Annotated in this window: 21 protein-coding genes and 1 riboswitch; of the genes, 10 read left to right on the forward strand and 11 right to left on the reverse strand. The window is 39.6% G+C overall.

Features of this window, described 5'->3' with window-relative positions; genetic code table 11:
* Nucleotides 1-140: 140 nt before the first annotated feature.
* The 3 genes from IQ264_RS24250 to smpB all read right to left on the reverse strand — a co-directional run bounded on the left by IQ264_RS24250 (nt 141) and on the right by smpB (nt 1,624).
* Nucleotides 141-557 (reverse strand): DUF309 domain-containing protein, encoded by a 417-nt coding sequence (locus IQ264_RS24250; RefSeq protein ID WP_193983692.1) that lies wholly within the window; start codon nt 555-557, stop codon nt 141-143.
* Nucleotides 554-922: a ferredoxin thioredoxin reductase catalytic beta subunit gene (locus tag IQ264_RS24255; protein WP_193983694.1), complete on the reverse strand. Its 369-nt coding sequence runs from the start codon at nt 920-922 to the stop codon at nt 554-556. Before IQ264_RS24255 ends, IQ264_RS24250 begins: the two co-directional genes overlap by 4 nt.
* A 234-nt stretch (nt 923-1,156) precedes the next feature.
* Nucleotides 1,157-1,624, reverse strand: a complete 468-nt coding sequence (smpB, locus tag IQ264_RS24260; RefSeq protein ID WP_193983734.1) for an SsrA-binding protein SmpB — start codon at nt 1,622-1,624, stop codon at nt 1,157-1,159.
* Between the two features lie 206 nt (nt 1,625-1,830).
* Nucleotides 1,831-1,916: riboswitch (Glutamine riboswitch) on the forward strand.
* 44 nt (nt 1,917-1,960) lie between these two features.
* On the opposite strand from smpB, the gene IQ264_RS24265 reads away from it, so the two are divergent.
* Nucleotides 1,961-2,119 (forward strand): hypothetical protein, encoded by a 159-nt coding sequence (locus IQ264_RS24265; protein WP_193983696.1) that lies wholly within the window; start codon nt 1,961-1,963, stop codon nt 2,117-2,119.
* Between the two features lie 163 nt (nt 2,120-2,282).
* Complete coding sequence (gene codA / locus IQ264_RS24270) at nt 2,283-3,527, forward strand: cytosine deaminase (protein ID WP_193983698.1); 1,245 nt, start codon at nt 2,283-2,285, stop codon at nt 3,525-3,527.
* A gap of 402 nt (nt 3,528-3,929) precedes the next feature.
* Here the strand turns inward: codA and IQ264_RS24275 are convergent, their stop codons facing one another.
* Nucleotides 3,930-5,180: a serine/threonine-protein kinase gene (locus tag IQ264_RS24275; protein WP_193983700.1), complete on the reverse strand. Its 1,251-nt coding sequence runs from the start codon at nt 5,178-5,180 to the stop codon at nt 3,930-3,932.
* A gap of 371 nt (nt 5,181-5,551) precedes the next feature.
* On the opposite strand from IQ264_RS24275, the gene IQ264_RS24280 reads away from it, so the two are divergent.
* Entirely contained in the window at nt 5,552-6,958 is a 1,407-nt protein-coding gene (locus tag IQ264_RS24280) for a CHAT domain-containing protein (protein ID WP_193983702.1), read from the forward strand.
* 198 nt (nt 6,959-7,156) lie between these two features.
* Nucleotides 7,157-8,797, forward strand: a complete 1,641-nt coding sequence (locus tag IQ264_RS33755; RefSeq protein WP_193983704.1) for a pentapeptide repeat-containing protein — start codon at nt 7,157-7,159, stop codon at nt 8,795-8,797.
* A gap of 111 nt (nt 8,798-8,908) precedes the next feature.
* On the opposite strand, the gene IQ264_RS24290 is transcribed toward IQ264_RS33755, so the two are convergent.
* The 7 genes from IQ264_RS24290 to IQ264_RS24320 all read right to left on the reverse strand — a co-directional run bounded on the left by IQ264_RS24290 (nt 8,909) and on the right by IQ264_RS24320 (nt 13,225).
* Nucleotides 8,909-9,772 carry a hypothetical protein gene (locus tag IQ264_RS24290; protein WP_193983706.1) on the reverse strand — a complete coding sequence of 288 codons (864 nt, stop codon included), beginning with the start codon at nt 9,770-9,772 and terminating at the stop codon, nt 8,909-8,911.
* Nucleotides 9,773-9,795: 23 nt separating this feature from the next.
* Nucleotides 9,796-10,341: an adenylate kinase gene (locus tag IQ264_RS24295; protein ID WP_193983708.1), complete on the reverse strand. Its 546-nt coding sequence runs from the start codon at nt 10,339-10,341 to the stop codon at nt 9,796-9,798.
* 181 nt (nt 10,342-10,522) lie between these two features.
* Entirely contained in the window at nt 10,523-10,759 is a 237-nt protein-coding gene (locus IQ264_RS24300) for a type II toxin-antitoxin system Phd/YefM family antitoxin (protein WP_193983710.1), read from the reverse strand.
* Nucleotides 10,760-10,911: 152 nt separating this feature from the next.
* Nucleotides 10,912-11,238: a hypothetical protein gene (locus tag IQ264_RS24305; RefSeq protein ID WP_193983712.1), complete on the reverse strand. Its 327-nt coding sequence runs from the start codon at nt 11,236-11,238 to the stop codon at nt 10,912-10,914.
* A 15-nt stretch (nt 11,239-11,253) separates the two neighbouring features.
* Nucleotides 11,254-11,580 (reverse strand): flavoredoxin, encoded by a 327-nt coding sequence (locus tag IQ264_RS24310; RefSeq protein ID WP_193983714.1) that lies wholly within the window; start codon nt 11,578-11,580, stop codon nt 11,254-11,256.
* Between the two features lie 224 nt (nt 11,581-11,804).
* Nucleotides 11,805-12,251 carry a hypothetical protein gene (locus IQ264_RS24315; RefSeq protein ID WP_193983716.1) on the reverse strand — a complete coding sequence of 149 codons (447 nt, stop codon included), beginning with the start codon at nt 12,249-12,251 and terminating at the stop codon, nt 11,805-11,807.
* 53 nt (nt 12,252-12,304) lie between these two features.
* Nucleotides 12,305-13,225 carry a hypothetical protein gene (locus tag IQ264_RS24320; RefSeq protein ID WP_193983718.1) on the reverse strand — a complete coding sequence of 307 codons (921 nt, stop codon included), beginning with the start codon at nt 13,223-13,225 and terminating at the stop codon, nt 12,305-12,307.
* A 212-nt stretch (nt 13,226-13,437) separates the two neighbouring features.
* Here IQ264_RS24320 and IQ264_RS24325 point away from each other — a divergent pair, with 212 nt between their 5' ends.
* The 6 genes from IQ264_RS24325 (at nt 13,438) to IQ264_RS24350 (ending at nt 19,869) form a co-directional block, all read left to right on the forward strand.
* Complete coding sequence (locus IQ264_RS24325) at nt 13,438-13,653, forward strand: hypothetical protein (protein ID WP_193983721.1); 216 nt, start codon at nt 13,438-13,440, stop codon at nt 13,651-13,653.
* Nucleotides 13,653-13,913 carry a type II toxin-antitoxin system RelE family toxin gene (locus tag IQ264_RS24330; RefSeq protein ID WP_193983723.1) on the forward strand — a complete coding sequence of 87 codons (261 nt, stop codon included), beginning with the start codon at nt 13,653-13,655 and terminating at the stop codon, nt 13,911-13,913. The genes IQ264_RS24325 and IQ264_RS24330 overlap by 1 nt, the downstream gene beginning before the upstream one ends.
* Before the next feature lie 73 nt (nt 13,914-13,986).
* Nucleotides 13,987-16,947: an excinuclease ABC subunit UvrA gene (uvrA, locus tag IQ264_RS24335; RefSeq protein ID WP_193983725.1), complete on the forward strand. Its 2,961-nt coding sequence runs from the start codon at nt 13,987-13,989 to the stop codon at nt 16,945-16,947.
* Between the two features lie 63 nt (nt 16,948-17,010).
* Complete coding sequence (locus IQ264_RS24340; RefSeq protein ID WP_193983728.1) at nt 17,011-18,708, forward strand: GmrSD restriction endonuclease domain-containing protein; 1,698 nt, start codon at nt 17,011-17,013, stop codon at nt 18,706-18,708.
* A 269-nt stretch (nt 18,709-18,977) separates the two neighbouring features.
* Nucleotides 18,978-19,199 carry a hypothetical protein gene (locus tag IQ264_RS24345; RefSeq protein ID WP_193983730.1) on the forward strand — a complete coding sequence of 74 codons (222 nt, stop codon included), beginning with the start codon at nt 18,978-18,980 and terminating at the stop codon, nt 19,197-19,199.
* A 58-nt stretch (nt 19,200-19,257) separates the two neighbouring features.
* On the forward strand, nt 19,258-19,869 hold the full coding sequence (locus IQ264_RS24350; protein ID WP_193983732.1) for a Uma2 family endonuclease: 612 nt from the start codon (nt 19,258-19,260) through the stop codon (nt 19,867-19,869).
* Nucleotides 19,870-20,004: the final 135 nt, after the last annotated feature.

The following is a 20,004-nucleotide window of genomic DNA, read 5'->3' on the forward strand; positions in this document are numbered from 1 at the left end:
GATGGGGAGATGGGGAGATGGGGAGAGTTTATAGCTCTCTTGCCAAAGTAGACAATATCCATAATTCATCTGTGTTTATCTGTGTTTATCTGTGGATATCTGTGGTAAAAAACCTAATAAAGTCAAAAATCAACTAATATTTAGAGAATTTTTGCAATTTTCGGCACACTCAAACTCTGACCATTTAACAAATAAGTTCCTGTATTCTTAATACTTTCCGCAAACTCCCCAACATTTTCTGCCCCAGCCCCTTGCAAAGCAATTAACAATTCCCTACTTTCAGCAATTAAATTTTCTACATTAATCTCAGCATAATCTGGCTGATAGTAACCTAATCTATTAGTACCTTCACCCAACAAAATTACAGCCCCACGCCAATTGTGATTACTCAGGTGATAAAGACCAACCGCAATTTGTAAAATACCTTGATAAAAAGTTTTTTGTGGCTCTGTTGCATCCATCCACAGAGCCTCCAAAGTATCATGGCAGGTGTAGTAATCTCCCAAATTAAATTGTCCTACACCTTGCCAAAATTCGTCAGGAATGACTTCGGTCATGCCATACTATCTCGCACCGATTTGATTTCTTCTAAAGAAATCTCTTGTATCTTCCCAGCAAAGTCATTATCTGGAGTTAAAAACAGCATACAATGACATTCTTTGCGCTCACGCATCGGGACGCAAGGACAGTTCCAGAAAGCCGAACTAACTTCTGCTTCTTTGTCTTCGTAATGACGACAAGGACAAAGCGGCGAACCTAAATCGTCTTTGTGCTTGGCTAGTCCTTCGATGACAACAGCGGTAACAGAAGGGTCAACGCAGAAGTAAGTACCAGTACGTTTGGCATATTGTTCCGAAAAATGCCGCATTGCTTCTAAGCTATGGTCACTGGCTTTGGTTTCTTTTTCAGTTGGAGTATTCATGCGATCGCTTACTTTAACTTTTCCGTCATTAGAACTGTTTGATTTTATCGTAGGGCTTGCACCCAAGAAAATTAGTTTCTCGCTATAAAGAATTTCAATAGTAACAATTGGGACTAGGGACTGGGGGACTAGGGACTGGGGGACTAGGAGACAAGGAGACAAGGACAATTTAATTAACTCAAAACTCAAAACTCAAAACTCAAAACTTCCCTCTGCTCCGAAAGCTCCCCAATCTTAATAATTCTTCATAACCCGTTCCATTTCCCGCTTATCTTGGCGTTTCTTCAAATCATCCCGCTTATCATGCAGTTTTTTCCCTCTACCAAGACCCACAGTAAGTTTAACCAAACCCTTCTTGAGATACATCTTCAAAGGCACCAAAGTTAAACCCTTTTGTTCCACCTTGCCAATTAACTTACGAATTTCCTGCTTATGCAGCAATAATTTGCGCGTGCGAAGTGGGTCATGGTTGAAATACGCACCACTTCCCTGATAAGGGGAAACATGGACATTCAACAGCCAAGCCTCTCCATTGCGAATCAAGACATACCCATCTCGCAGGTTACATCTCCCATCGCGAATCGACTTAACCTCTGTCCCCTTTAGCTCAATTCCCGCCTCATAAGTCTCTAGAATCTCATAGAGAAACCGAGCTTGGCGATTATCGCTAACAACTTTTATATTTGCACTTTTCTCACTCATATTTGCCACTTTAGCGCGTAAACGCGGCACTGTGGCACTTTCCCTAAGATGAAGTTTGTTTAAGAAAGCAGGGCAGCAGAGAGGACAAGGGGACAAGACAACAACTCAAAACTCTCCCAGTCCCCAGTCCCCAGTCCCCAATCACAAATTCCCAATCCCATAGTTGACATTTTTTAGAAAAACCGTAACAATAGATACAGAAATAAATCGTTCATCTCTTTAAAGCCTCTGAGTCAATCAGTTTACAGCGACAAAGAGACGGAAGTAGGGAGTAATCCCGAAGGAACGCGCCTCATTTTCATCACTGCAAAACAATTACTCATTGAGGCGAAAACCATGAGAAATATCCATAACAACAACCAAAACTCTGATACCGTTGAAAACAAAGCTCGTTCCTTAATGGTTAATCAGCAACGTGCCGCAAGAAACCGCCAACAAACAGTATTTAGCCGTTCTGCGGCAGAAATCGGTCTTAACGGCGAAATTTCTGAATAATTCACTTTCTATAGCAGGTATTACCTGCTATAGGGCAATCACTTAGTTAGATTGCAGAAGTTTTTCAGCCAGTCGCAGGCTAGTTAAATAATTAGTACACCTCTGATTGTTAGGGGTGTATTTTTTTAGTTAAATTTAAAAGATTGCCACTCAGAAAGTTACAATGCAATACAATTTAATCCTGCGCCAATGTCGTCTACTCAACAACGAAATTGTTGATATCGGAATTAATAACGGTTTAATTACTACTATTTCCCCAGAAATTCCAGAATCAGGACAGTTAGAATTAAACATTCACACTCAACTAGTCAGTCCTCCTTTTGTCGAATCCCACATTCATTTAGATTCAGCATTAACAGCAGGTGAACCTCGCTGGAATCAAAGTGGTACTTTATTTGAAGGAATTGAAATTTGGCGAGAACGGAAACAAAATCTCTCCTTAGAAGATGTGAAAAAAAGAGCAAAAGAAACCTTAAAATTGCAAGCATCTCAAGGAGTATTATTTGTTCGCACTCATGCCGATGTGAGTGAATCTACTTTAACCGCATTACAAGCACTTTTAGAAGTTAGAGAAGAAGTCAAAGATTGGATAACAGTGCAAGTAGTGGCATTTCCCCAAGATGGCATTTACGGTAGTCCAAAAAATGCCGAATTAATCGAAGAAGCATTAAAGTTAGGTGCTGATGTAGTTGGGGGAATTCCTCATTACGAATTAACTAGGGAAGATGGTGTTCTTTCAGTACAGCAAATTTTTGAATTAGCGCAACAATATAATCGCTTAATTGATATTCACTGCGATGAAATAGATGATGACCAATCCAGATTTTTAGAGGTAGTAGCTGCTGAAGCAATTCGTAGCAATTTAGGTGCTAAAGTAACTGCCAGTCACACCACAGCCTTTGGTTCTTACAATAACGCTTATGCTAATAAGTTAATGGGATTTTTGCAACGAGCAGAAATCAATTTTATTGCTAATCCTTTAATTAATATTACATTGCAAGGTAGGACAGATACTTATCCGAGACGACGGGGTGTTACGCGAGTCAAAGAATTATGGCAAGCAGGATTAAATGTAAGTTTGGGACATGATTGTGTCCAAGACCCTTGGTATAGTTTGGGAATGGGAAATATGCTAGATGTGGCACACATGGCAGTTCATGTTTGTCAGATGACGGGAATGGCAGAAATTAATGCTTGTTATGATATGGTGACTGTTAATGGAGCAAAAACTTTAAATTTAGCTGAAAGTTATGGTATTACAGTGGGAAAACCAGCTAATTTAATTGTATTAAATGCCGAAAGTCGCTATGATGCAATTCGGAAAAGAGCAACAGTTAGTTATGTGATTTCTCAAGGCAAATTGTTAGCACATACGGAAGCACCAAAAACTGAATGGAAGAGAGTTTAATATTGTTATTTATTGGTGTTATCAATCAAACCCCTTGACTGTAGATTCAGATCTTGTACCAAGAGGCAGAGCCTCCATTCTTCGTTCCCAGGTTGAACCTGGGAACGAGGATGTGCAAGATCTGAGTAGAAACGTTTCATGAAACGTCTCTACATCTGTAATAGGGATTAATTAAATGTTTGCCATAGATTGTTCGGATGGGCGGGTTTTGACTTTAATCTTATTCCGGGGTACTCAAACCCTGTGGCTAAACTCAGATCTTGCACTCCTGGAGGTAGAACCTCCCAACCCTCGTTACCAGGTTCAACCTGGTAACGAGAAATAGAGGCTCCGCCTCAGAAGTGCAAGATCTCAGTAAACCCGCCCCTACTCGTTTTCCCCACACCATACTCCGTCCTAATTCTATTTACCTAACCAAAAGCAAATAAAAGGAATATCGCAAACTTTTTTACTAATTTGTTCTAAAGGTTCTTGAACCATTTGTTCCATTCGTCGCATCTGCGCTGGGTCAGGTTGACTAATATAAAAAACTCCCGATACTATTACCAAAGAATTGATGCCTGTGCCAATGATGAATGCTACGATTAACGGAGATAGTACAGGGAATCTAAAAAATATCCGTCGTTTAAGATTGATGGCATTAATAATCTTATCAGTTGTCTGATTCAGAGAAGCTTTAATTTCTTCTAAGAAGTTTTCAGGACAGTCTATAACATTTTCTAAATCTTCTATGGGACAAGAAGAAAAAGTTAATTCTTCAGGCGTAATGGGTAAAGTTTCTGGGTTAACTAATTTATCCAGGGATTGCAAAACTTCAGCAGCGGTCTGGTAACGTTCTTGATAAGAGTAGCGCACCATTTTATCTAAAATATTAGCTAGTTCATCACTGACATAAGCTAAGTGTTTCCAGCTAATTTCTTGACTATCTGGGTCAATCTTTAATTGCGTGGGGTGTATTCCTGTTAATGCTTGAATGGCAATCATTCCCAGTGCATAAATATCACTATTTGGTTGGGGTTGATATGCAAGTTGTTCTGCTGGGATGTACCCTGCTGGTTGAATGTTAAAGTTTATTTGTTGTTGATTTGTATTGCTGTCAGGTCGGTAAATTGGTTGAACTGCGCCAAAATCTAATAAACATATTTTACCGTTGTCAATAGGTTTAATTAAGTTATTTGGCTTGATGTCACAATGAATGATACCTTGAGCATGAATGAAATTTAGGATATCCAAAACTTCTCGGAGTAACTGAATAACTTGCGTTTCTGTCCAATATTTGCTGCGATTTTGGTTAGTGGTTACTAAGTTACTAAGTAGCTGTCCTGTAAAAAATTCTTGCACTAAGTAAAATCCTTGGGCATCTTCAAAAAAAGCCAGGAGTTCGGGAATTTGGTCGTGCTGTCCCAAGGTTTCTAAAATTTTGGTCTGATTGCCAAAAAGCTGTTGAATGAATATTAATAAATGAGGATAATTTTCAGAGGGTTTTAAATGTCTAATAATTCTTTTTGGCGAACCTGGTAATAAAGTATCTTCGGCAATATATGTTCTGCCAAAAGCTCCAGTACTGAGAACTTGAAGTACTTGATAGCGGTTGTCTAGCAAATCACCCAACATTGGACGAACTGCTTGAATATCTAATAGGACTCTATTCATAGCTAATTAACTACAACTTGACGGTTAAATGTTTTTAATCAGATTTGGCACATCGAATCAGTACTCTGGTAACAAAGCAACTTTAATGGTTGATGATTCCCTAAATGGCGGCTTGGAGAATAGGCTTCTCTATGATTGTTTTTCAGCATTTGATTGGTTGTTCAGGATGAAATTGGAAAATGGGATTAAGTCTGGGAAAGAAGGTAACATAGTTGCGGACGCTTAATTTTACCTAAAAAGACAAAATATCTTAGGTTAATGAAATTTTCGGGAAAATATGTGGAGAAAACTGTTGTATGTAATACCTCCGGCAAATGCTAAGGTTTAATTTTTACTATTATTGTAGTTTAAATTGGTGGTGAGTCGTTACTATGAAATTCCCATCATTTGTCATTTTCGTTTCTGGATTGCTGCTGGCGCTGAGTAGCACAGTTGTTAACAATTATCAAGGTGTTGCAGTAGTACGGGAAAACAGGACTGCAACTGTTAGCAATGTAACTGTGAGTAGTGCAAGTAAAGCTACCCCTCTGGTACTGGGAGAACAGATTGAAAATTTAAAGCCAATTGATACGGTTAATACAATTGAAAAGAGTTGGGAAAGTGATTACGAAACTTATTTTAAGGCTAACCTTTCGCAATCTTCGCTCTCAGCGCCACAAATATCGGCTACTTTAGGAAGGTTGGCGAGTCAAACAGGGAAAAGAACTGCTTTAGTTTATGCGGTACCAACGCCAAAAAAACTGGAGTTGGTTTTAGTTATGCCACAAAGAACACCGATTCGGAAGAGTGTTCCTGCGGCGACTAGCGAGAATTTGGTTAATACAGCGAAAGAATTGGTATTGGAAATTACTGATATTACCAAAGTTGGTAGTAGTAGTTATTTACCTGCGGCGAGAAGGCTATATCAGTGGATAATCACTCCTTTAGAAACGGAACTGAAAAATAACCGGATTGATTCGTTAATTTTTTGTATGGGGTCAACTTTACGTAGTCTGCCATTAGCAAGTTTACATGATGGGCAAAAGTTTTTGGTGGAAAAGTACAGTGTGGGATTAATACCAGCTTTTAATATGACCGATCTGAACCAGCGCAGTCTGAAAAATTCACAAATTTTAGCGATGGGAGCGTCACAGTTTAAAGAGTTACCTCCTTTGATTGCGGTTCCTGTAGAATTATCTACGATCGCACCGAATGTTCCGCAAAAACGTAAGTATTTTTTAAACCAAGAGTTTACGATCGACAATTTGCGATCGCAACGTGCCAGCCAACCTTTTAGTATCGTACATTTAGCTACCCACGCACAATTTAACCCAGGCGCACCAGCAAGTTCCTTCATTCAATTTTGGGACAGCAGATTAACATTAGATAGAATGCGCCAATTACAGTGGAATAACCCGCCTGTAGATTTGTTAGTTTTAAGTGCTTGTCGCACCGCAATTGGTGACAAAGATGCCGAAATGGGATTTGCGGGAGTAGCAATTCAAAGTGGAACTAAATCAACATTAGCTAGTTTGTGGAATGTGAGCGACATGGGAACTTTAGCTTTAATGAGTGAGTTTTACCGTTACTTGAAAACTGCACCCACCAGAAGCGAAGCGTTGCGACAAGCACAAACAGCAATGTTGCGGGGAGAAGTGCGATTAGAAAAAGGGAAATTAATTGGGCCAAATTTAGGCGCTGGTGTAACTTTACCACCATCATTAGTAGCTTTGGGAAATCAGAATTTTAAGCATCCATACTTTTGGTCAGGTTTTACCATGATTGGGAACAATTGGTAAACTGAAATCTTGCACTCCTGAGCAGAGCCTCTTCTTTCGTTCCTTGGTTGAACCTGGGAATGAGTCTGGGAGGTTCTACCTCTTAATTATGTTTTGTAACAAAATTACCAATCTGTGACAAAATTCCCCACAACGGTTAGGATCTTTCAAGCAAGCTAAATGCCGCGACGCTGCACAAATCTCTTGCGGGGAGAAATTATGACTAATTTTCCGAACTTCTCCAGCCACAACTATGAAGTTGTCCAAGAACTAGGACTTAACCGAGAAGCAGGACGTATTACCTATTTGGCTAACGTTCTCAATTCCGAACAACAGGTAGTAATTAAAGAATTCCGTTTTGCCAATTCGGGTGTTGATTGGTCTGGCTTTAAAACTTACCAAAGAGAAATTGAAGTTTTACAACAGCTGCATCATCCCCGGATTCCGCGTTATTTAAACTCTTTTGAAACGCCGACCGGGTTTTGTTTAGTACAAGAGTATAAAAAAGCGCCATTTTTAGCGGAAAGATACAGTTTTAGTTTAGAAGAAATCCAGCAAATTGCGATTTCTGTCTTAGAAATTTTGGTTTACTTGCAACAGCGCACTCCACCAGTTATTCACCGAGATATTAAGCCAGAAAATATTTTGGTGGATGAACAATTAAATGCTTACTTGGTGGATTTTGGTTTTGCCAGAATTCGAGGTGGAGAGTTAGCTTTAAGTAGTGTAGCTGGGGGAACGATCGGCTTTATGCCTCCTGAAGAACAGTTTGGTCGTTCTTTAACTGCTGCTTCTGACCTTTATAGTTTAGGTGCAACTTTAATTTGTTTGGTGACAGGTACTCGTTCTGTCGAGATTGGTAAATTAATTGATGACAATTATCGGTTTAATTTTCAAAGATTAGTTCCTCAATTACCACCTCGTTTTGGGCAATGGTTAATGAGAATGGTGGAACCAAATGTGAAATTTCGCTACTCTGATGCAACAGTGGCTTTAACTGCTTTACAAAAGATAATGCAGCCACCTGGTTATGTAATTCAATTGCGAAATTTACCAGCGAAAATCAAAAGTTCTTTAACAGCACCCGCAGTGGGATTAGCTACTTTAGGAACTATCAGTTTTCTTTACGCTAGTTTAGGAAATTTTCACCATGAAAGAAGGCTGCAAATCGATAATCAGCAATCAATTTCTAGTAGCGAAAATGGAGTACGGCGATTGTTTTTTACGCGGAAATGCGCCAGGTGTGATTTGCGGGGGACTGATTTACGAGGAGCAAATTTAGCTGGTGTGGATTTACGGGAAGCGCAGTTAGAAGGTGCAGATTTAGGTGGCGCTAATTTATGGGGGACGAATTTAGAAAGAGCCAGTATGGAAGGCACTAATTTGGTAGGTGCTAATTTGGGAGAGGCTAATTTGGAAGGGGCTAATTTAGCAGGCGCTAATTTGGGCAGTGCTAATTTGGAAAGTGCTAGTTTAGGGGGCGCAAATTTGCGAAATGCTAAATTGTGGGATGCTAAATTGTGGGATGCTAAACTTTGGGATGCGAATTTAGAAAATGCGAATTTGTCAGGGGCAAATTTGCGAAATGCGAATTTAGAAAGTGCGAGTTTGGTGGGTGCAAATTTGCGAAATGCGAAGTTGCAGGAAGCGAAACTTTGGGATACTAATTTGGAAGGGGCGAATTTGGGTAATGCTGATTTGCAGGGTGCTAAGTTGGAAGGTGCTTATTTAAAAGGTGCTAATTTGTCAGGTGCTTATTTGCAAGATGCTAATCTGCGTGGTGCAGATGTGCAAGGTGCTGATTTACAAGGTGCTTATTTGCGAGATGCGACTATGCCTGATGGCAATAAGCAAGAGTAATTTGGTTGTTATACCAATTCTCTATGAAGATGTGCTTAATTCACGCCACCCCAAACCCCTCCCCGTTTACAGGGAGGGGCTAATGATTAAGCGCAAGTTCTCTTCACTTTTTCAGTAATGTCGATTATGTTTAGTACTTGAATCGGGTAATAATAATCTTGGGTTAGGAGGTAATTTCCTAGTTATTTCTTGATACATTTCTGGTTTGTTTCGACGGATCGCAACTTCTCTAAAATAGTTAATACTTACACTAATAGTCATCCCCAGAATGGAAAATGCTACTAACCGTCCGACAGTACCTCCACCAAGTTGAATTGCTATACTCAAGGGATCGAAAAACAAACCACCAATAAATCCACCAATAGCCCCACCAATCAAGCCAAATTTTAGGTCTCCTAAAGTGTTTTCTTTAATACCGTAAGCAGCCCCTAATAAAAGTCCCAAAATACACCAGCCAACTGTACGAGCAAACATGACAACTGTCAAGGAAGGATCGCTTGGAATTGTGAAAGTTGAAAGGATAAAATTGTAAATAAGTTGGGCAAAAAAGCCGGAAATAATACCACTAATTAAACCTAAAATTGCTCCCGTTTTCAGTCCATAATATAATCTGGTTTTATTTTTGCGGAAAAACCCTTCTGCGCCTCCCAAAACTGTGCCGAAACAGATGCCAAATGCTCCTATTGTTATCATTGTAGCAACTAGAGGATTTGTACTACTAGCTAAGGCTCGGTTGAAGTTGACGATTTCCACTAAGAAAAATCCGATTAAACTTCCGACTAAACCAACTAGTAGTGACTTTTTGTTGTTGGAGGAGAAGCCAAAGAGATAACGTTTGTAGTTAAATTCATGTCTGCAATTAGGACAAGTTACTCGGAGTTTTTTCTTCCGCTTAGGAATGCGTAACTTTTGCGAGCAGTTCTCACACAAAATAATTAATTTTACTTCGTTTTCAGCAGATTTGGGTTGATTCATATCTTGCAAATTTGTTCTTTTAGTTAAGCTGATGCACTATTTTTAAAGTTAATCTCATTTTCAACTAATTCAAAAAATTGCGAAATCTGTTTGGTCGATCGCAGATGATAAACATTTTTGCTGCTTTGTGCTTGCTTGATATATTCACGATATCTTGGGGTTAATTTCTTGTGACATAACCAAAGTACGCGGTAGCTAGAAAGCGAACTTTTCAATATTGGACTATTTTTAGGCCAGCCTTCTGGCGGTTTAAAGTAACCTGTGATAAATCGTTTAGTTACCCACCAGAAATGCACATATAGCGGTAGATCGACATAAACTAAACTATCCGCCTCATCCAATCGTTTCCAGAGGGTTTCCATACAACCAAACCCGTCAATAATCCAGCGATCGGCATCTAAAATTTGTTGATGGGCACGCTTATAATCTTCATGGGGAACTTCCGCACCTCCCGATTGAAATTTAATCTTGTCTAAGGGGTGAAGTGGTAAACCAGTGATTTGCGATAATCTCTTGCTGAGAGTGGATTTACCACCTCCAGCATTACCAAACACCGCTACTTTTTTCATTCGCCATTCTCCTTTTAGTGCTTTCTGTTACTTCGTAAGGCAGTTTTGGTGTAACGAAGTATTATTGTAGCATTATTGTAATACGCAATTGAATTGTGTAGTAGTTCTGGTTATTGATGAAATTGTTAAACGCAGTTTCGATTGATGAACCATAAAAATATATGTGTATCTAGCAGAATCTTCATTTACCCTCAAATGCGTTGAGAAGATCTTCGGGTAAAGGAGCATCAAAATCATCTGGAACGGTAAATTCACCTGCACACAAACCGAAAGGTCGTAATTTTTTACTACTGGCAATAGGTCTAAGTTCGGCGATCGCTTTTTCCGCTCTAACAATCACAACAGTTTCACCTGCCTCTACTTGACGAAGATATTTCAAAGGATCGCGTTGTATTTCATCAACAGTGACATTCAACATTAGGTTGCCTCAATACAACTAAGTATGATTTACTAACTAGATGGTAACAGGGACACGATCGACGATAGCTTGCAAATTTTCTCCTTCAATTCTTGTAGTAACATAGACGACTCCGATGCTCGAAGGTGTTTATTTTAGTATTAGCAAGTACACTATTTTAAAAGTTGTTTTTGTAGTGGATTTACTTCTTCTACTTCCCTAATTTCATCCCAATCAATAACTACAACCCATAATTGCTCTGATTGAGAATACTCAACTATTCCATCTACTTCTAAATCTTCACTATAAAGAGTGAGTTGTTGACCAGTTTGCAATTCAATTTTTTGAGCAGAAAGATCCTCTATTGTGCCAATACAATTTAGACGAAGGCGACCTTGAGCATCAGCATTATGAAAATCAACGAAAACTCTTGGGTTTTCGACTAAAACTCGTTGCTGCTCACTATCATTATGCTGTACTGGTTGTCTTGATACGCTCATTGAGCATCTCCGTACTTATTTGGTTTGCTGAGGCTTAGGAATTGTAGGTGTCAAAAGAGCACTAATTTGCTCTGGGGTTAGACCTACTAAGGTCGCATGATTGGGGCTTCTACCTGAAGTCCTAATTACATCTCCACCAGCTTGACGAATATTTCCTACAGTAGTGCAACAGAGTTGCCCATGAGGAATAGCCGCCGCTAGCTCCTCGATTGAAGTTCCTAATGCACATTCTACTGAAATTCCTGTTATGCCGCTTGGGTGAGTACCTATTCCACGCCGGATGTCATCAGGACGGTTGCGACCTCCTCGAATCACTAAGGCTTCATCTGGAATTCTTTCCACTGGTTGTATCTTCTAAAACCTTTAAACACCTTACCAGAAATTCCTGGTTCAAGTAACTAAAGGGCGAATATGAGTTTCGTAGATTCGATCGCCCCGTTCGGCAAATCCTTCTTTACTATAGCGGGGTTGCTGGACTGCCATTAATTTAACCTCCTAAATAACACTGGATTTCTCTGGTTCGATGGCACCTGAAAAACCAAGAAACCCTATGTTGCTACTCTAAACTATTCATCGCGAATCAACATACCTGTTCCACAAATTATTATCTGCTTATTCATGTAGAATTCTTCAGAAAGTTTGCAAGACTCAGCATGAATTTGCTCAATTTTATTGCGGAGAAGTTGAATTAGCGGTTGACTTTCTCTAACGAAGTTTACAACATCTGAATAAGTATAAACATGACCGTTAATTAGATGCCATCTCAGAGTTTTATAAAGTCGATCGTAAAATCGCTGAATTTGCGATCGGATAAAGATGTTGATAAAGTTATTAAGCTCAGCATCTAAAGCACCCAAAGCATGAAGTTTAGCAAGGGCTTCATAAAAAAGACCGTCTACATCTCCGCCGCGAATTTCATTCAGAACATTTCGCCAAAATATATCCCAATTTGAACCAGAGTAAAGCAAAGCTTCAATCTCATTAAGAAGACAACGAGCCTGTTCAATATTCATCGCTAGATACCTAAGAATGCAAAATTTTTTTATGTCTGAACTGAAACAGAAAGCTAACTTTGAAGATATGCCATAACTTGCTTGTCGAAACTCTCAAAGAACGCAGCGTCTTGTCGATGTACTTCTTCAAGCAGTGCATTACGCTTGGCAAATGTATGACGATCAATAATTTCACCAACCTGATTAACAAGTTGGAATGCACCAACAGTTAAAAGAGGTACTGAAATGATATTTAAGACAGGAATTAAAGCTGGAATAAATGCAGGAATAGCGGCAAACAATCCGCCACTTACTGAGCCTAGAGCAGCGCCTTCAACAGTATTTATAAAAACTGCTGCAATGGCATCATCGATTTCCATTTCACCACGTTCAACCGCCAAAAAATGCACTAAACTTGACATCAGCGTGGCAGCAACAGCGCCAGTGATTGCACCTATAGCAGCAGCATTACTAATTTCAGCCATTGCAGCTTTAAATTGATATTTGCTATTTGCTTGATTAGGATTTTTAGCCCCTTTACTAACTTCAGAAGTGGAAACGTTGGATTCTTTAACTTTGGAATTGGTTGGTTTTCGGGTTTGTCCCTTCGGAGTTCTAATCTCCTGTTTTCCGTAAGCTCCACTGTTAGCAGCGTTATCTGCTGTTCGCGAATTAAGTTTTAGCTGTTGTTCTTTAACTACATTGCCAGAAGTTCTGGACTTAATTAGAATATCAGGTGAGTTTTTGCCGTTAATATCAAGAACCTCAACCTTATATCCGCCTCCTAAGTTAGTCTGCTGATTGCTCGCGTCAAGGTACTCAAAAGCAAATCCCTCTCTAGAAGAAGCTGGAGAATTTGCCATCCGAGACATTTTTGCTTTGAACTGAGAACCTATATCTCGAACATTTTGCGATACGAATCGAGCATCCCCATTGGCTTGAAAACTAACACCAGCAGAGATTTGAGAATTAGCAGATTTTTCCTTATTTTTCATTTAAGTATTGCGGTGAGAGGAGGTAGCTATCAGCACATTATAGGCGATAGACTTTCTCAGTGCCTAGTCTCCGGCAAGCGGGTGATTACCGCACAAATAATGTGAGATATCTTGATAAAATCCTTGACAATGCTGATTTTTGGAAAGCTTATACTTAATTCTCGATCGCAAAAAGCTAAAATATGAACACTCGCTACGCTAAGGAGAGATAAATGCAAGTCAAAGATATGACAGTTGAACAACTGAGCGATCTAATTCGGCATATTGTCGAACAATGTTTAGATGAGTATTTTGGAGATCCTGACGAGGGGAAAGAAATTAAAGAAGAAGTTAAGCAACAGTTGATCGAATCAATGAATCGCACAAAAGCTGGGGAGCGTGGTATACCGCTTGATGAAGCTGTCAAAAAACTAGGATTAGATCGCTAATGGATTATTCTGTTGAGTTAAAGGCAGAAGCTCTTGCTAGTTTGGAAAGGCTGACTCAAGTTGTAAAAAACCGGATCATCCGCAAAATTTATTGGTTAGCTGCAAACTTTGACTCTATTAGTCCCGATCCTTTAACGGGTAATCTAGCGGGTTTGTTTAAGCTAAGAGTTGGAGATTATCGAGTAGTTTATACCTTCAGCACGGAATCAAGAATTATTACTATACATAGAATTGGACATCGCAGCGAAATTTATGGTTGATTGAGGAGCGCCCCCCGCACCCAAAAATCCCGACAGCGTTAAAATCGTTAAGCAACTTTACGCTCTGTCTCTCATGTCTCAGGCTGCCAACACCAAAAACGGTCATCTTCCTAACGGAATAAATCTGAATAATCTGAGTTCGATTCGCATTCGGGGTGCGAGGCAGCACAATCTGAAAAATATCGATTTGGAGTTGCCGCGCGATCGCCTAATCGTCTTCACTGGCGTTTCCGGTTCCGGCAAATCTTCCCTCGCTTTCGATACGATTTTCGCGGAAGGGCAACGGCGTTATGTGGAATCTCTCAGTGCTTATGCTCGGCAATTTTTGGGACAGTTGGATAAGCCGGATGTGGATGCGATCGAAGGTTTAAGTCCTGCAATCTCTATCGACCAAAAATCGACTTCGCACAACCCCCGTTCGACGGTGGGAACGGTGACGGAGATTTATGATTATCTTAGGTTGTTGTTTGGTCGGGCGGGTGAACCTCATTGTCCACATTGCGATCGCTCTATTGCGCCTCAGACGATCGATCAAATGTGCGATCGTATTCTCGACCTTCCCGATGGCACTCGTTTTCAAATTCTCGCGCCTGTTGTGCGCGGAAAAAAGGGCACTCACCGCAAGCTACTTTCCAGTTTAATTTCCGAAGGATTTGCGCGAGTTCGGGTAAATAATGAGGTCAGACAGCTTGATGAAAATATCGAATTAGATAAAAATTATACCCACACTATTGAAATCGTCGTTGACAGGTTAGTGAAAAAACCTGGTATTCAAGAGCGTTTAACTGATTCTCTCGCGACTTGCTTGCGTCATTCCGGTGGAATTGCGGTTATCCAGATATTAAATGATACATCGGGCGGGGTAAGCGCGTCGCGGGAAAACAATATGTATACCCTAAATGATACCACAAACCCTGCCAATTCCTATCAGGAACAACCGCAAGAATTGGTATTTTCGGAAAACTTTGCTTGTCCCGAACATGGGGCGGTAATGGAAGAATTATCGCCAAGATTGTTTTCTTTTAACTCGCCTTATGGTGCTTGTCCTCATTGTCATGGTTTGGGGAGTTTGCGAACTTTTGCGCCGGAGTTGTTGATACCTGACCCGGAGGCGGATCTGATTTCAGCGATCGCACCTTGGGCGGATAAGGAAGATTCTTATTACACAGTTTTATTGCAGAGTGTCGCCAAAGCGCACGGGTTTAAAATTTATACTCCTTGGAATCAGTTAACGCCGGAACAACAACAAGTCATTTTGTACGGTTCCGACAAGGCGATTTGGATGGAAAACCGCGATGATTTCCGCAGTTTTAAAGGGGTAATTCCGATTTTGCAAAGGCAGTACGATGAGACAGGTTCGGAATTGCAAAAGCAGAAGTTGGAACCTTATTTAATTGACCAACCTTGCGAAGTTTGTCAGGGCAAAAGGTTAAAGCCGGAAGCTTTGGCGGTGAGGTTAGGGCAATATCGAATTCTGGATTTAACGGGAGTGTCGATCGCCCAATGTAAGGAACGAGTCAACAGTTTAAAATTGAGCGAAAGACAAACTCAAATCGCCGACTTAGTTCTGAGAGAAATTCGCGCCCGGTTGCAATTTTTATTAGATGTCGGATTGGATTATCTGACTTTAGATCGTCCGGCAATGACACTTTCGGGAGGAGAAGCGCAACGGATTCGCCTCGCAACTCAAATCGGTTCGGGATTAACAGGAGTTCTCTACGTTTTAGATGAACCAAGCATCGGTTTGCATCAAAGAGATAACAGCAGATTGTTGAAAACTCTCACCAAACTCCGGGATTTGGGAAACACTTTAATCGTTGTCGAACATGACGAAGAAACGATTCGGGAAGCAGATCATATTATAGATATCGGACCCGGTGCGGGAATTCATGGAGGGAGGATTGTTTCCCAAGGAAATTTAGCGGATTTGTTGGCAGCAGAAGAGTCTTTGACTGGCGCTTACTTGTCGGGAAAACGAGTAATTGAAACTCCCGGAACTCGCAGAGAAGGTAATGGGAAATCTTTGCGGTTGCGAAACTGCCATCGCAACAACCTTAAATATATAGATGTGGAAATTCCGTTAGGAAAACTCGTTTGCGTCACAGGTGTTTCTGGTTCGGGAAAATCTAGTTTAATCAATGAGTTGCTTTATCCCAGTTTGCAACATCACCTCACCAAAAAAGTACCTTTGCCAAAAGAGATGGATGGAATTAAAGGGTTGAATGCGATCGATAAAGCAATCATCATCGACCAATCTCCGATCGGCAGAACTCCCCGTTCCAACCCCGCAACTTACACGGGAGTTTTCGATGCGATTCGGGAAATCTTTTCCCAAACAATTGAAGCCAAAGCCAGAGGTTATAAACCCGGACAATTTTCCTTCAATGTCAAAGGTGGGAGATGTGAAGCTTGCGGAGGTCAAGGGGTAAATGTGATTGAAATGAATTTTTTGCCCGATGTTTACGTGCAATGTGAGGTTTGCAAAGGCGATCGCTACAACCGAGAAACTTTGCAAGTTAAATATAAAGGTTATTCGATCGCAGATGTTCTGAATATGACGATCGAAGAAGCTTTAGAGGTATTTAAAAACATCCCCAAAGCGGTGAATCGGTTGCAAACTTTAGTCGATGTCGGTTTAGGTTACATCCGTTTAGGACAATCTGCACCCACCCTTTCAGGAGGCGAAGCGCAAAGAGTCAAATTAGCTTCGGAACTTTCGCGCCGTGCGACTGGGAAAACTCTTTATTTAATCGATGAACCTACCACTGGTTTATCGTTTTATGACGTTCACAAATTGTTGGATGTTTTGCAAAGATTGGTAGATAAAGGTAATTCAATTTTGGTAATTGAACATAATTTAGATGTAATTCGTTGCGCCGATTGGGTGATTGATTTAGGCCCGGAAGGTGGCGATAAAGGCGGGGAAATTATTGTTATGGGAACGCCGGAATTGGTGGCAAAGTGCGATCGGTCTTATACCGGGCAGTATTTGAAAGAGGTGTTGTTGCAACATCCTCCCAAGGTAAGTGTTTAATGTTACTTCAATTTATGGTAAATTCAAAATGAGAAGCTAGAATATTTCCCAGGTGAAATATAAATGAAAAATAAAAAAGAAACAATCAAAAAAATTGTTGAATATCTCAACAACCCAGACGCAGATGGTGGCGGCTTTTGGCTACCTATTATTCAAAGGCGTTTTGTATGGAATGAGGAACAGATAGAAAAATTGTTCGATTCCATTATGCGTGAATATCCTATAAGTACACTTCTCACATGGAGAACTGACGATCAAGTTCGCCGTCGTAAGTTTATAGATAATTATAAGGCTAGTTTAGATGTAACTGATTTTTACGTCCTTGAAGACAATAAAATAAAAACATTAGTACTAGATGGACAGCAACGCCTTCAAAGCATTTTTATTGCATTGAAGGGAAGTTATGAAGGAAAGGAACTATATTTTAATATTCTCAGTGGATATACAACTACTCTTCCAGAGGATGTTAAGTATAGTTTTAAGTTTATAGATAAAACAGATAAAGTAGATGTGCAGCTACCTTGGATAAAATTAAAGGATATAGTTTTTAACCCAAAAAGTTACAATAGAATTAGTGGCGACTTAATGAGAAGGTTTAAAACAGAATTCAATAGAGAATTAACCGAAAATCAAGAGCAAAGAATTGAAGATAATGTTGCACAAATAGTTAAGGTATTTAATGAAGAAAATGTATCTTATCAAGAATTAGATACTATCGGTAATCGAGAGCTATATACACTAGATGATATTGTAGAAATCTTTATCAGGGCTAATTCTGGTGGTACAGTTTTAGGAAAATCAGATCTTCTTTTCTCACTTTTGACGGTTAGTTGGGAAGAAGCAGAGGAAGAAATAAGCGATCTGATAGAAGACTTGAATAAGACAGGTTATAAATTTACTCGTGATTTTGTTCTCAAAACTTGTCTAACTCTACTCCGCAAAGGAGCTAGTTACGATGTTAATAAGTTTAGAGATGAGTCAACTAGACAAAACATCATAAAAAACTGGGATAAAATTGCCAACGCAATTAAAGGAGTCAAAGATTACCTATTTGAAAAAACACTTATTAGATCTGATAAAGCTTTACCATCTTATCTTTGTCTAATACCTTTAATTTACTTTCGTTATCATTATGAAAACCAATGGAAAACAACTGTAGGAATTGATGATTATATTTTGCGAACATTGATAGCAGGTTCGTTTAGTGGAACACCTGATAACTTGATCAATCAATGTACTAAAAAAATTGATACAAAGCAAGCTTTCATCGTCCAAGAGATATATGACTTAATTACAGAGAACGGTAGAAGGTTAGAAATTAAAAAGCAAACAATCTTAGAACAATATTATGGATCTAAAAACATTCACTTGTTTTTTAACTTGTGGTACAAAGGATTTAATTATACTCCCTCGTTTTCAGGAAATGCGCCGAGCATAGATCATATCTTTCCTCAAAGTCTCCTCAAGTCTGTGAGGGAAGCTAACCCCAAGACTGGTGCTATGAATATACTCAAATATAAACAGTGGGATAGGGATCAGATTGCCAACTTAATGTTACTTACGCAAGAGGAAAACTCCTTTGGGGGTAAGTCTGACATACCTCCCGAAAAATGGTTTGCAGATAAACCTGATGAATACTTGGAATTGCATTTAATTCCCAAAAATCCGAGATTGTGGAAATTAGGAAAATATGAAACTTTTATTAAAGAACGCCAAAAACTGATTGAGCAAAAATTTGATTACTTGATTTTGAAAAAATAGTTGGTCAAGTTGTATGAATTTTGAGAAATAAACTCTGCAATTGAAAACTGAATGATGCTTAACTATTTCTGATTTGGTGCGTCGAAGGTTAGGGTGGGAAAAGTGCGCTCTTTATCTTTTTTGGCTTCTTTCTTCTTCTTTCTTCGTGTTCTTCGTGTCTTACGTGCTACGCACACGCTACGCGAACGTGGTTCAAAAAAAAAGGAGTAATCAACTCGGTTTTAGTATTAAACTCAATTACAGAAGTATTTCCCAAGCATTTTCTATTTATGACTAACTTACTAGAAATCGAAGCAGCAATTAAACAACTTCCAGAAAACGATGTTCGCCAATTAGCAACATGGCTGCAAAACTATTTAAATGAAAAGTGCGATCGACAAATCGAGTCAGATTTAGCATCAGGTAAATTAGACGCTCTCATTGCTAAAGCCGAAGCAGACATTGCCGCAAATAACGTGAGGGATCTTGATGAAATCTTTCACGACCTCTGATTTTTGGAAAGCTTAGTTAAACTAAACTACAGAACTATCTCCCAAGTATTTTGTATTTATGACCAATATACTAGAAACAATTTCACCGCCAGAAATTACTCCATTGGTGTTGCAAATGTCTCCGGCGATCGAAATGACAGACGAACAATTTTTTAATTTCTGTCAGCAAAACCGAAACTATCACATTGAACGCACCGCCAACGGGGAAATTACTATTATCCCTCCTACTGGTTCCGAAACTGGAAATCGCAACTTTGATTTAATTGTACAATTAGGAATCTGGACAAGACAAAATGGAACCGGAATCGGTTTTGATTCTTCCGCTGGTTTCACTCTTCCCAATGGCGCGATAAAATCCTCTGATGCAGCTTGGATAAAACTGGAAAAATGGCAAAGTCTCACCTCCGAACAACAGCAAAAATTTGCCCCTATTTGTCCAGATTTTATCGTTGAGTTACGTTCCCCCAGCGACAACTTACAAACCCTTAAAGATAAATTGCAAGAATATATAGATAACGGTACATCTCTCGGTTTATTAATCGATCGCAAAAACCGTCAAGTTTACATTTATCGTCCTAATTCCGAAATTGAATGTTTAGACAACCCTGCTACTATTAATTGTCAACCACTTTTACCAGGATTCATTTTAGATTTATCAACTATATGGTAAACCTATTGGCGAGATGAGCAATGTATCGGGTTTTAATCCCAGCTTTGAAGTGAGTATAAGCTTGCATCGCATCTAAATTGTATATTTTTGGTGTTAGGCAAAAACCGTCAATCCCTCTCCCCATCCCCCCATCCC

This window comes from [Phormidium] sp. LEGE 05292 (assembly GCF_015207735.1).
GTDB lineage: Bacteria > Cyanobacteriota > Cyanobacteriia > Cyanobacteriales > Aerosakkonemataceae > Floridanema.